The following is a 14,367-nucleotide window of genomic DNA, read 5'->3' on the forward strand; positions in this document are numbered from 1 at the left end:
TTACATATGAAAAATATTTATGATTTTGAAATGCCTGCAGTTTTAAGAGATTTCTTGAACTACATGCAAACTATAAAGGGTAAATCTATAAACACCATTCAGGTGTATTTTTATGATCTTCGGATATTCTTCCGTTTTCTGAAAATACATAGAAATATAGTTGATAAAAATCTCGAATTTGACACTATCGAAATCACAGATATTGATATACCTCTTTTAAAGACGGTTACACTCAGTGATTTATATACATATATGTCCTTTGTCAGCAACAAAAGAGACAATACCTCTCATGCACGTGCAAGAAAGGTTGCCAGTCTCAAATCCTTTTTCAACTACCTTTCCACAAAGGCAAAGCTGCTGGACATTAATCCTACTATTGAATTGGAATCTCCAAAGATTTTGAAGAGACTCCCCAGATATCTCAATTTTGATGAGAGTAAAAAGCTCTTAACCTCTGTAACTGAAGCTAATCATGAATATTCAGTGAGAGACTACGCTATAATTACAATTTTTTTAAACTGCGGAATACGTCTTTCAGAACTGGTTGGAATAAATCTTTATAATATCAAGGATAATACTCTGACGGTATTCGGAAAAGGTGGTAAAGAACGCAGTATACCTTTAAATAAAGCATGTCTTCAGGCTATTGAAGACTATATGAAGATACGTCCCGTAAACGGTCTCAAAGACAAAAGTGCTTTGTTTATAAGCAGGAGAAATCAGCGAATCAGCAAGGAATCCGTACAAAAAATAGTAAAAAGATACATAAAAGAAGCCGGCCTTGATCCTCAGCGTTATTCTACTCACAAGCTTAGACATACTGCGGCAACCCTGATGTACAAATACGGAAACGTTGATATCAGAGCCTTGCAAGAGATACTTGGCCACGAAAGTATTTCTACTACTGAAATATATACTCATTTGGACCAACAGCAGCTAAAAGAAGCTGTAAATAAGCATCCCCTTTCGGATTTTAGTGTGAACATAAAAATGTAGAAAAAATTTTTAATAAAAAACCATAGATTTTTGAACTTTATTAGAATCCCTAACTTTCTTCGATTCTCTCATGTCTGCTAAGCAGCTCCATCCATTGAGAATGGTGGAACATAACCATTGGTTGAATGTGTCCTGTGACGGTTATAGAACAGCTCTATATATTCAAAGACAGCTTTTTTTGCCTCATCGCGAGTATTAAAAGTATAATCATTAAGCCATTCCATTTTTAGTTTACCCCAGAATGATTCCATTGGTGCATTGTCGTAACAGTTGCCTTTTCTACTCATACTGCAGATAAAGCCGTGCTTTTTAAGTAATTTCTGATACTCATTGCTAGCATATTGTACTCCTCGGTCTGAATGTACTATCAATCCTTCCTTTGCTCCGGTTCGTCCGATGTCTTGCTTGAGAGCAGATGATACAAGAACGGTTTTCCTACGGCTATCCATGGCCCAGCCAACCAAGCCTCGACTGTATAGATCCATTACTCCTGCAAGGTATAGCCAACCCTCTCTTGTTGGTATGTATGTTATGTCAGATACCCATTTTTCATTGGGTTTATCTGCTTTGAAGTTTTGATTCAGTATGTTATCAGCAACTGGCAGATTATGCTAGAGTTGGTGGTCGCCTTGTATTTCTTTATTACTTTTGACCGGATGCCATTTGATTTCATAATTCTGGCAACTCGGCCTCTGCTTGCTTTTTGTCAGCAGGCAGATTATTAGTAATTTGAGGCGCACCGTAGATTCTATGGCTTTTCTCATGAATGTCTTTGATTGTTTTGATCAGCTTACGATTGTTTACTCTCACCTCTGGATGCATAAGCATAATAGCCGCTTCATAATACTTCTAAGGCCTTACACATCTTTGCAATCCGAAATACGAAGCGATGTCCAAAGATAAACTTGAACTTTACTATTTCTGATTTTTCGCAAAGTAGGCCGCGGCTTTTTTTAGTATTTCGTTTTCCTCTTTAAGATCGGCCAATTCACGGGAAAGTTTTCTGATTTCATCATATTCAGGTTTCAAGTAGCCACTGCCAGAAAAAGCATTGCTGCCATCCTTTTTGTAATATCTTACCCAGTCCTTGACTGTAGTATAATGAACATTAAGTTCCTCAGCCATTTTACTAACAGTTGTTTCACTTGATAAAATCCGTAATACTGCTTGTTCCTTAAATGCTTTGTCAAATTTCCTAGGAAAGTGCTTATCATAAAATTCTCTTTTATTTTTATATTCTTCACTGCCATATTGAATCATTCTAACAAACCCATGAATTTGTAAAGTTCCAACACATATTGCAACATAAGGATTATTTTTAATGTTAATGCACTTTAACGTATTGGAATAACTTCCAAAATAAAGATGTAGATTTTGATCATATGCAAAACAAACAGCTGAATTATCTGGAAATCGATTATTTGTTGTTGCTAAATATAGAATTTTTTCTTCATAATATCCTAAGAATAGTATCTAAATCAAGTTTCATGTTATTACCTCCACCAAAAGAACTAAATTTTACTACTATACTATATTGATTTAAATATTATATCGCAAGCATCTATCATTTAGATACTATATTAAAAACAATACATTAGTAAAATTTAATCATATAATGAATAATATAGCGTCGTTCGTACTTCATCATCCACTTGTGGTCTACATTATTGAAAACCCATATTCTTTCTCACTCCATCTACACCGGCAGCCTTGTTTGCTTCAAGTGCTTTGTCGCATTGTATCAGCATCTACTTCATTCAGCAAATGATACAGTGAGGTAAATACCTCTTTGGGTTTGTGTACAGCATGCCCGGCTCTTTGAACCCGGGGAAGCAAAGCCGTGCTCGTCATTAACGCCCGGCTTTGTACTGCCTTTCTGGTAAGTGAGCCAGTCGGCCTTTCCCTGAATGTCAAGAGTGTTTTGAGCCGCTGATACAGATAAGCTGAGGATGTGATATCACACCACCGTCGGTAGTCTTCAAAGCAGAAAAACGTCTAAAACACTGTGGTCGTGGTAACACATATTTTGTATTATGAGGAATTTAGACTGATTGTAATTTCTTGTAGAGCACATCCGCTAATTCTCCTATGTTGTTTGCTCCAAATAACTCCACACGAGGAATTTGTAGGGACAAAGACTCCAGTGTCATCGTTATAATCTCAGCCCGGTCCACAGAGTTTGCCCCTAGGTCCACCAATCGATCGCTGGGCTTAAATTCATAGCCTTCCAATTCTGGAATTACCTCACAACTGTGGCATATGATAAGCTGAAAAATCTCTTCTTTTTTCATTTTGTTCTCCTTTACATATAGAGTTTATAGGCATTTGCGAATGCCCCAAACCCTCTGAATTTATTTTGTGGTCTGCAAGTCCGTGGACTTATACCAATCGCTTGTTACCTAAAAGATGATTTTTACTTTAATGGATTCAATAACGCCTCTCTCTTTTCTAGTATTATACTCTTTTCAAACAAATTGAAGTGTTGATTCCACCAAACCCCATACTTAAGCTTAATGCATTTTCAATTGCGTGCAAAACTGATTGACCCTGTACCCAGTTGAACAAGGGGTGTATAGGTTCTTGCAGGTTTCTTGAAGGGTGAAGCCGTGTCTCTTTCATTTGTAAAAGAGTTGCAATGACTTCCACAGTCCCTGCCGCACTCAAACCATGGCCGGTAATCGACTTGGTCGCATTGATATAGGCGTGTGAGAGCGCGCAATCACGAATTGCCTTTAATTCTATCTCATCTCCAATCACCGACCCTGTCCCGTGGGGATTGATATAATCAATATCTTTAGCTGATAGTTGTGCATGTTCCAATGCTTTTTTAATTACCTGCACCTCTCCTTCATATGAAGGATTTGGATTCCGGTTTTTATCCATCCCCACGGCCCAGCCTGATATTTTTGCGTAGGGACTCACATGGCGCCTCATGGCAGAATCGGCTCGTTCTATCACAACCGCACCGCAAGACTCTCCGTAAATAAACCCGTCCCGATTCTTGTCAAAGGGACGGCAAGCATTTGCAGGTTCATTGGCATATCGATCAGTCCCCATTGCTCCTAAAGCTCGCAGTGCCTGGCATTCCCAGTATGAGAGGTCCATTAGGGCTCCTAAAGCTATGCAGATATCAATCTGACCCGTCTGTAGCGCTTGAGCCGCCTGAATAATTGCCATTTGGCCACTGGCGGAAGCGCCTCCCACAGTATACGCGAATCCCTGAATTCCAAATTGCTCTGTACAGATACCGCATAAATCGGTATCCATAAAATATATTCCGTAGGCTGGCCGTATAAATTGAGTTCGTTCTGCATAAGTCTCATAAGTTTTGACTAATGTTCGCTGCTGAAGGTTGGAGCCGCCAATCACCAGCCCGATGCGACCAGGATCAATGTCATCCAGCTTCGCTTCTTCCCAAGCTTCATTGAGAGTATTCATGGCCACCTGTCCGCAAAAAGATGCTGTACGTAATAATTGTTTTGAAAGACGGTCAGAAAAGACTAATGAAGGAATCTCTGCACCCAAAAATGAGGTTCCTTTCTGCCTGCCAGGACGCTGCATCACTCCAAAAGCATGCTGTCCTTGCATCAATGCCGAGACGAAGGCGGTTTTCCCTTGCCCAATGGCCGAAGTGATACCTATACCCGTTATGAGCAGTTCCGGTTGATTGTAATTTCTCATAGAGCACATTCTCCTGCTCCTTTCTAATTTTTTATTTCCCTGAATATAATTTTTCGCACAAGTCAAGTATTACTCCAAGTGGTTTGGAATCCATCAAGAGCGTCATATGATTGGAAGAATCCACATCCATCATATGAAGATTAGGAAACTGCTGCTTCCATTCCTCCCAGTAATTAACATGATCCAGTGTGTAATCATCGTCTTCGATTGAATAGTAGGGTTCCAATTCTCCCAAAAGCAATCCACTCTTATTGCGAAAATAATAACAAGTTACCGATTTGGAATCAGGTAATGCTAAAATGCGAAAACGACTCGCTTCGTAAGCATCTTGAATTTTTTTATTTTGCTGAACCTTATCATATAACTGAGCTTCTGTATTGTCTAATCCACGTGACCTGGCAAGCATAATTACCTGCTTAAAAAACTCTTCATCATCTACATTTGGGTTTACTTCATCCTTATGAATCAATACTTGGGCAATTTTTTCCGGTTCTTCTAAATTCGCAGAAACCAACGCTGTGTTAACTGCTTGTAAAATCATAGTTTTTTCACATAAATTTATTTTTTTGAGTCCGGTACTATCTATTGAATCCAACATTACAATCGTATGGACCATTTGTCCCAGCTCTTGCAACTGACGCGTGACTTCATATGCCAAATTCCCACCTAAAGAATATCCACCTAAATCGTAAGGTCCCTCCGGTTGAACAGACTGGATAATATGAACATAGTAAGAGGCCATGGCCTGAATTCCATATAAAGGAGACCGGTTGGCAATCCCCCCTCGCGCTTGAATACCATAAAAAGGCCGTTGAATCTTGTGAGCAATTGTATGATATATTTCCACTCCGCCCAAGCCTCCATGAAACCAAAATACGGCTCGTCCTTCAGTACTCTGATTGAGATGAATAAGCTCGGGAAATTGAGGCCAGGTGGCGGGAGCTGAATTCCTGGCTTGTTGTCCCGACGACATACGTTTGTCTAAATTCTGTGTCGGTAAGATATTTATAATATCTTGCGTTGTTTTACATTCCCGCAATTTTTCAAAAGTGATTGACGAATCTACCTGAGATTTCAATTGTTGGAAAATTGACATGAAAACAATTGAATCAATACCATACTTATCCAATGATGCATTTGTGTTAAATTCGTTAACTGTCAATCCCAGCAAACGGGTTATAATAACAATTACCCGGTCTGGCAGTGAGGCATGTAATTCGGCAGCGCTGGTGCTATTATACAATGACATATCAGATTCTATATTCAATCCAGATTCCATCGAAGACTGAATCCAACAGCGCCGTTTCTCAAAAGGATAGGTTGGCAAGGGAATCTTGAGGACTTGTTGTCCCTCATAAAGTGATTCCAGTGGAAAATAACCTCCCTGAGTCCAATAGAGGGCGATTTTCTCCAGGTCTTTTTCTTCCAACAGCTTTTGAACCAGTGTCTCCCCTAATTTACCGGAAAACAGGCCCCTAATTTTCGAGTTCTCTTCCATATCTCCTGTAAAAGTTGGTATGCAAGCTTCTTTCTCTTTGTCAAGATACCCCTTCATACCCTGGATCAACTCTTCGCGGCTGCTGACTACCATTGCCAAACGGGACTCCATCGCTTCTCGCCCTGCCAAGAGCGTATAAGCAATATCCAATATAGAAATATCCTTTCGAAGTTCCAAAAAGTCAAGCATTTGTTGGATTACTGACACTAATTGATTTTGGTTTTTAGCAGAAAACACTACCATCTGGGGTAAGCTTGCAGAATAATGGATATTATTCACCCCTTTTTGAGCAGGGATGTATTCTTCGATAATCAAATGTGCATTTGATCCTCCTGCCCCAAACGAACTAATAGCTGTGCGCAGAGGAAACTCACATTTTTCTCCATCAACCTCTACCACAGGCCGTTTCCATTCTTGAAGTTCTTGTTGCAAGTAAAAAGGGGTATTTTGAAAGCATATATTGGAATTCAGAGGTTCTGCTTTTATTGATGGAACCAGTTGTTTGTGTTGTAATTGTAAAATAACTTTAGTAAGCTGGGAGATTCCCGAAGCCGCTTCAGCATGCCCAATATTGGATTTTACTGACCCAATTGCACAAAACTGCCGATCACACGTGAATTTCTGAAAGGCTTTATTCAATGCTGCAATTTCAATTGGATCTCCCAAAGCAGATCCATTGGCGGCCGCTTCAACATAACTGATAGTCCGAGGGTCAATCCCGGATTTTATAAAATTGTTTTCGATTAACTGTGCTTGTGCATTAGGATTGGGTACATTGAATCCACTGGCGTGCCCCCCATGATTAGTTGCTGTCGATTTAATAACTGCAAGAATGGAATCCCCGTCATTGATTGCTTTAGTGAGTGGTTTTAATAAAACCGCACCAACACCTTCTGCAGGAAGAAATCCATCCCCGTCTCCAAAGCTTCTGCTGTTATAATGGGAACCAATCATTTGAGTCAGGCTTAGTCCCAGGTATTTTTTCGGATGGATTGAGAGATTTACCCCTCCTGCGATTGCCAGCTTACAATCTCCATTCGTCAAGCTTTCGCAAGCCATATGAATTGCAATGGCAGAAGAAGAACAAGCAGTATCAATAGCTATACTGGGTCCCTGAAGATTAAAAAAGTAAGAAACTCGATTCGCAATAGTGCTATAGGAAGATAAAGAAATGGCTGATTCTCTAATAATATCTGTTTTTAAAAAATGATATTGCTGATACATTGCGCCGACATAAACCCCAACGCTGGATTGATATTGGCGTTGCAAAGCTTCTCGTGTATATCCTGCATTTTCAAGCAAATTCCAAACAGTTTCCAAAAAGAGTCGATCCATAGGATCCATTATTTCTGCTTCCCGCGGTGAGATATTGAAGAACAGCGGATCAAAATTATCCACATCATCTAAAAAGCCTCCCCACCTGCAGTAAGTCTTTCCCGCTCTGCTCTTATCCTCATCGAAATATAGGCTATGATCCCAGCGGTCTTCAGGAATTTCGGCAATACAATCCCTGCCCTCTTTTAGGGTGCTCCATAGCTCCTGGATGTTTCTTGCCCCAGGGTAACGTCCAGAGAGACCGATTATAGCGATGTCCCGAGATTCTGTTCCCTTTTGTTTTAATAACAGGCTTTCTTCCGTATACACTGACTTGTTGTCTGTTTTTTTAACAGGTTCATAATGAGAACAGCCGCTTTCTTCGACCTTTGTTTTTATTGAATCGATTAACTCTCTTATATTATTGTTTTCAAACAATAATATGGGGCTTAAGGATAGGTTAAAAGAGTTTTCAATTTCTTTCACTATAGACAATAACTGAGATGATTCCAGACCGATTTCAAAGAAGTTTCTATTTATGTCAATCTGTGAAGCTGCCTGATTGATGTAGCTTGAAAAGATTTTTCGCAAAATGGCTTCCATATGCTTTGATGCTGTCTCAATTTGGTGTTGAGGAGATATTTCAGGTAAAACAGGATTTTCTTGAATATTGTACGAAACACTTTCCGTTTTGACTACCGGTTTGATTTGTTCTCTAAACCGTATCTTTTTTCCAGTTATCCCCTTTAACTGTGCAACTTGTTTTCCGGCTGTGGTAAAAAATGATATATCCATTGTGCGAACATCGTTAACCTTATTAAGTGATTCTGATCTCACCACAGCATAGCAACGGGTATCCAAAGGTTCTATGCAAGAGAACGATTCATAATATAACGGTATGTAAAGATCTTCATTATTCCCGGTATTGGTGTTGTTTTCAATGGCACCCGCTGCAATTGCAGCACCATCTATAAGAGCTGGATGGAAAAGGACTTTTTTACCTTTATCATGGCAAGCATCATCCACATTTACTTCAACCAAACAAATGGGGCCTGCCAGATAGACATTTCCTTTAGCCTTGATCATCCCCTGATGAACCAAGCCTAGTTTCCTCGCTTCTTCATACAAAACGTCTAAATTCAAACGTCGCCTGACTGCTTCTTTCATAGCTTCAATATCTATTTGTTCCTCAAAACATATTTTTTCTTCATAAAATTTAGCCGTGATATACAGCTTTTCCGGCAATGATTTACCATGACTATCTGTTTCCGTACCTTGTACGGTGATATTCCAATAATCAGATACCTTGTTAAACAAGATTTCAAGCCTTACCGGCCGGTCTTTTTCCACAATCAATGGATTGTAAATAGTCAAATGCTTCAAACTATGCTTGTCATAATCCATTCCCAAGCCATCTTGTGCTAATTGATACAGCATATCAATATAGGCCAATCCCGGCAGTAAATTTTGTTCAAAAACCATATGGTTTTTGATTATCGGATGCTCTATGGTTAAAGTCAAGTTATACTTCTTTTTCATAATATTCCCCCCATATGTTTGTTATTGCCACACGGCTGTGCTTCGTGTTTTCCATATCAGAAGAAAGTTCAGGCAAAGATATGGGGAAGCGTTTTTTCACCATACCCGGGGCTTTCCTGGGGAAATATTTCTGCTGATAATTACCATCAGACACAAATTCTTCTAGAATAACATGGCAATTAGTACCTCCGTCCGGAAAAGAGTTCAGTGCAGCAATGCGTTTCTTCCCATAATCCACCGTCCAATCAATTGTTTTCCTGTTAAACTCAATACGCGATGAGGAAAAATCATAGCTGCTGAATGGGTCTAAAGTAGATAAAAATGGCGGAATCTTTTTATGATATACGCTTAACACGCAACGTATAAATCCTGCCATCCCGGCAGTCAATAGCAGATGTCCTATAATGGGTTTGACAGAGCCAATACCACATGGCTTTAATGCTTTATTTCCAAGGTTATACACATTACTCAGAGCTTTAATTTCAATGGAATCAACGATGGCAGAGCCACCCCCATTGACCTCGATATACCCTATATCCTCCAGTTGTTTTCCGCTTAATGTCAGTGCATCTCGCATCACTTGCTCCTGGGCATTAATATTGGGCGATCCGGGGCCAAGCGTTTGTCCGTCGTTATTCACTGCTATAGCCTTGATAATGCCATAGATATGGTTCCCGTCTTTGATGGCGTCGCACAGCCGCTTTATCATGACAACCCCGGCTCCTTCCCCAAGCACTTCCCCGTTGGAACGTTTGTCAAAGATATGAAATTCGCCATTCCTGCTTAAAATATTACGAGCGGCAAAAAGGTCATGAGCATAAGGATTGACCAGTAAGCTTACCGCACCAATCAACGCCATATCAATTCGCCTTTCCCGTAAGGAATCGCAGGCAAGCAGCATGCCGGTTATTCCGGACGAGCAGGCTGTATCCACTACCAAGCTTGGCCCTTTAAAATTAAAACATCTCGAAATATTTGCTGCCAAATAGTTTTGACCAATTCCCAGGACAGGGTTGGGAGCCCGTAAGATAGCATCTACATTAGTATTAGGCTGATAACGTCCCCCAATATAGACTCCCACCTTTTGTCCTGACAATTGTTTGTGTTCATATCCGGCATCATAAATTGCATGCATACTTTCTTCCAAAATGATCCGTGCCTGTGGATCCATAATTGCCGCATCATTTTCATTAATATTAAAGAATTGAGGATCAAACAGATCGATATTCTCTATCCATCCGCCATAATCCTGGCGATTATTTTTAGAGCTCCAGCGCTGTGGAGGTACAGGCTCAATCGCAGATACTCCTGTTGTCAACAACTCCCAGTATGCTTCTTTGGTAGGTGAGCCTGGCAATCGGCACGATATTCCAACTATAGCTATATCTTCTTCTGATTTTTTAGGCTCGCTTATCACTTTCGGCTGGTTTACAGAGATACGGAAATCCTCTTTAACGCACTTTTTTTCATGTCCAAGATTTTTTTGCAAGTCTTCTGCATGATTAGCCAAAAAATAATCCGTGAGCGCGGTTATGGTGCTATATTCCAGGATGAGTGAAGGATCTATTTTTTTACTGACCTTTTCTTGTAACAACTGTACAAGCTGAGCCATAATAATGGATTCAACCCCATATTCATCAAACGGTTTCTCATCATTCAACTGATTAGCCGATAATTTTAATTCTGAACAAAAAACTTGTTTCAGCCACTGCATGGTACACGTTCGCAGGTCTGCCCGGGATTGCTGTGCCGGTGATGCCTCAGGCTTTTGTTCCGATGATCTCTGCAGCTCCAAGCCGTATTTTTGCATGCCCGGCATGATCTTCGTTTTAAGCAGGTGATCCGGCGTAAATTCACCTGGAACCACCATACAAGGAAGACTTACAATATGAGGCATCCTTTTAACCATATCCAAAAGGGCCAATCCATCATTTATTTCAAGGGATGTAAGACCTGCCGCCTTATAAGCCGCCGTATGTACCCCTCCCGCTGCCATACCTGTTCCGCTCCACGCCGGCCATTGAACGGACTTAAAATAATGCTTTTCTTCCCCCACTTGATTCATCGCAAAATAATCCATATAGGCATTGGCCATGGCATAATCACTTTGTCCGGTTGATAATGTCGGTACAATACTGGATATGGAGGAGAACAAAATAAAAAAGTCTAAAGGTTCTTCTTCAAGCGCTCTGTGAAGGATTACCAGTCCTTTCATCTTCGGTTCACAGACTGCCTCGAAATCTTTTATTGATTTTTTAAAGAAGGCCGGATTCCTGCTGGTTAATCCTGCACAGTGGAACACACCTGTGATATGGCCTAAATGTAGGTGAATATCTTGTACCATAGCCTTCATTCCATTTTCATCCGATAAGGGCGTTCTGTAATAGCGAATTCTTACTCCCCGGTTGATGAGAGATTGCATGCGTTTGAGTTTTTGTTCAATCTCAAGCTTTCCATTTCCATCCAGGATATTATTCCATTCAGAAGGTTCCGGCAAGGCTTCTCTTCCCATGATTACAAGATTTTTAATCCCCTGGGAAACGACATGCTCCGCAATAGAAGCACCAATCCCGCGTGTTCCGCCTGTAATTAGAACAACATCATGTTCATCATATTTTTCTGGAATACCAAGTTTATCCTGGATTACACTGTTCGTTTGTGAAATCGCCAAATAAGGTTCATATCTTTCATTTTTCCGATAACAGCATTCGGTTGGATTTACTTTATCCATATTCAAAAACTCTGTTTGGATTTGCTGTGTTAATATTATATGATTTTCAACCGAACAATCGCTGTCCATGGACATGGCCTGAATTTGTTTATACTCAGCACCTAACATTCGATACAAGCCTGCTGTACGAGCTCCCTGTATTGTTGCTGCAGCCAATTGAAAGGCATGCAATTTATACGTTGCTTGTAAAAGTCTATAGCCCTCATTTCTATCATACTCTATAAGCTTTTGCAGGAAAGTTATTTTCCCGGATTCTATCGTTGTTGACTGTTCATATGCACTATCATGAGCTGTAATATCGATAACACCGAGTATTTTTCGACCTTTCAGCTTGTCTTTAAACTGTTCATAGAGTGATTCACCTGCCGAAGATGAATAAAAATCGGTCAATATTTCTTCGTCAGAACCGATTTCATCATGTATAACCTGTATAACCTGAAGCCCTTCCATATCTTCAAATAATGCAAAGGCAAGCTTCCTGGTTGCAGGTGTGCCTAAAACAGCTACTACACCTGATTGTATGGGAGCCTTGGTATCTATCGCTTTTGCATGCCATTCTTTTGTATGTATAACTATTTCTGTATTAAAAGGCCAACTATCTTCCGCTAAGATTGGACTCTTATTGCCACCTTCATATTTTATCTGGGGAATCCAATAACGCTCCCTGAAAAAGGGGTAAGCAGGCAGGCTGATTCGGTTGGGTTTGATCCCACTGTAGAGCTTGTTCCAATCAAAGGCTAAGCCTTTAACCCATAGCTCTGCTATTCTATAATATAATCTTTTTTGAATCAAAGTTTGGAACAAAACTTCGGCATCTTCATCAGTTTTAAAGGCAGCCACTCCATCTTTGCTTTTTTTTACCTGAGCAGTCAGTACTTCTGTTGTTGAATTGTTATTGATGAAATCCTTTAATGCTTTTAGCAAGGTCTCTCTTGAATCTGCCAGAAAAGCCAGTCGGTATTCCATTGCTTCGCGTCCCACTTGCAACGTATAGGCCATATCCACAAGGTTGAGGTCTGCATGTGATTCAATATATTCTTTCATATTTTTTGCATGGAATCTTAACTGTTGCTCGCTTTTGGCAGATAAAGCAAACAGGATCGGGGTGTTTTCATTGACTGGAATCTGTGCTTTGGCTGTAGCAAGCTTGGGAATGTATTCTTCGATAACAATATGTGCATTTGTCCCACTGAAACCAAAAGAACTCACACTGGCACGCCGAGGCATACCCTGGCTAACTTTCCAGGGCCGCAATTCGGTATTTATATAAAACGGAGACTCTTTAAAATTGAAATGTTCATTAGGATTTTGAAAATTTAATGTTGGCACAAGTTTTCCATACTTCATGCATAATAATACTTTTTGAACACTGGCAATACCTGACGCTGCCGATGTATGACCAATATTGCTTTTTACAGAGCCTATGCCACAGTATTCCTTATGAGTTGTTTTTTCCATAAAAACCGTTGATAACGCCTCTAATTCAATTGGGTCTCCCAGCTTTGTTCCAGTCCCGTGCATTTCTACATAGCTGATGCTTTCCGGATGTATTTTATTTTTATTGTATATCTCCCTTTCCAGTTCAGCCTGGCTATTTGCGCTAGGTGCAGTAATCCCGTTTGTCTTTCCATCTTGATTTATACCTGAACCGATGATAACGCCATATATAGGATCATTATCGGCTTCTGCATCTTTTAATCTCTTTAATACCAATGCTCCTGCGCCCTCTCCCGGAACAAAACCATTGGCATTCTGATCAAAAGTTTTGCATTGTCCGTCGGGTGACAACATCCCTGCCGCACACATACCGATATATGGCTCTTGTGTCAAGTATAAGGTTACACCTCCAACCAAGGCCATATCTATATCATGGCTTAATAAAGCCTGACATGCCAAATGTGTCGCTACCAATGATGAAGAACATGCTGTATCGATTGCAATCGCAGGTCCTTTTAGATTAAGAAAATAAGCTATACGGGCTGCTGCGATAGAATAGCTATTACCTGTTATATTATTTGTTGAAGCCTGGTTTTGCCACAACATTATGCCATACTCGGCGTTCATAATTCCCAGGTATACACCACATTTTTTGCTGTTCAATAACTGACGGCTATAGCCTGCATCTTCAAATGCCTTATAGCCTTCCTCTAAAAAAATTCGGTGTTGGGGATCCATAACTTCTGCTTCTGTTGGGGAAATATTAAAAAACAACGGGTCAAAGCATTCTATATCCTCCAATAGCCCGATCCATTTGGAATATACTTTCCCTTTTTGAGACGGACGCGGGTCGTAATATTTATTTACATCCCAACGAGATTTGGGAACTTCTTGAATTGAATTTTTTGCTTTGGCCAAATTAACCCAATACTGTTCCAAATTGCCCGCTGCAGGATATCTTCCAGACATCCCGATAATTGCAACAGCTTCCTTATTGTCAATAAAGCGCTTCTCTTCACCTATGGACGCTATTTCCTGATTTGATTCTTCACTTAATGATTGTTCCGGCACTGTTTTTATTTTTCTTAGTTCTTTTTTTGCGTCTTCAGGACTTATTTCCTTTGCTTGCAGTGCAAGAAAAAACTCTTCTAAATTCATTATGCCCTCCTCA

General features: G+C 40.2%; 5 protein-coding genes and 1 pseudogene. 1 reads left to right on the plus strand and 5 read right to left on the minus strand.

Translation table 11 applies throughout. From position 1 onward, the window contains the following. The first annotated feature begins 6 nt into the window (after positions 1-6). Positions 7-996 carry a tyrosine recombinase XerC gene (locus tag P0092_RS11480; RefSeq protein ID WP_004619358.1) on the plus strand — a complete coding sequence of 330 codons (990 nt, stop codon included), beginning with the start codon at positions 7-9 and terminating at the stop codon, positions 994-996. 77 nt (positions 997-1,073) lie between these two features. Here P0092_RS11480 and P0092_RS11485 read toward each other — a convergent pair. From P0092_RS11485 to P0092_RS11505, 5 genes and pseudogenes are all read right to left on the minus strand, one after another. Next, positions 1,074-2,256, minus strand: a pseudogene (locus tag P0092_RS11485) (IS3 family transposase). A gap of 782 nt (positions 2,257-3,038) precedes the next feature. Beyond that, entirely contained in the window at positions 3,039-3,287 is a 249-nt protein-coding gene (locus tag P0092_RS11490; RefSeq protein ID WP_004619356.1) for an acyl carrier protein, read from the minus strand. A 163-nt stretch (positions 3,288-3,450) separates the two neighbouring features. Then, entirely contained in the window at positions 3,451-4,677 is a 1,227-nt protein-coding gene (locus P0092_RS11495) for a beta-ketoacyl synthase N-terminal-like domain-containing protein (protein ID WP_158498419.1), read from the minus strand. 31 nt (positions 4,678-4,708) lie between these two features. Next, a complete protein-coding gene (locus P0092_RS11500) occupies positions 4,709-9,028 on the minus strand; it encodes a beta-ketoacyl synthase N-terminal-like domain-containing protein (RefSeq protein WP_004619354.1) in 4,320 nt (1,439 codons plus the stop codon). Next, positions 9,012-14,354 carry a type I polyketide synthase gene (locus P0092_RS11505; protein WP_004619353.1) on the minus strand — a complete coding sequence of 1,781 codons (5,343 nt, stop codon included), beginning with the start codon at positions 14,352-14,354 and terminating at the stop codon, positions 9,012-9,014. Before P0092_RS11505 ends, P0092_RS11500 begins: the two co-directional genes overlap by 17 nt. Positions 14,355-14,367 lie beyond the last annotated feature (13 nt).

This window comes from Ruminiclostridium papyrosolvens DSM 2782 (genome assembly GCF_029318685.1).
GTDB classification, from domain to species: domain Bacteria; phylum Bacillota; class Clostridia; order Acetivibrionales; family DSM-1351; genus Ruminiclostridium; species Ruminiclostridium papyrosolvens.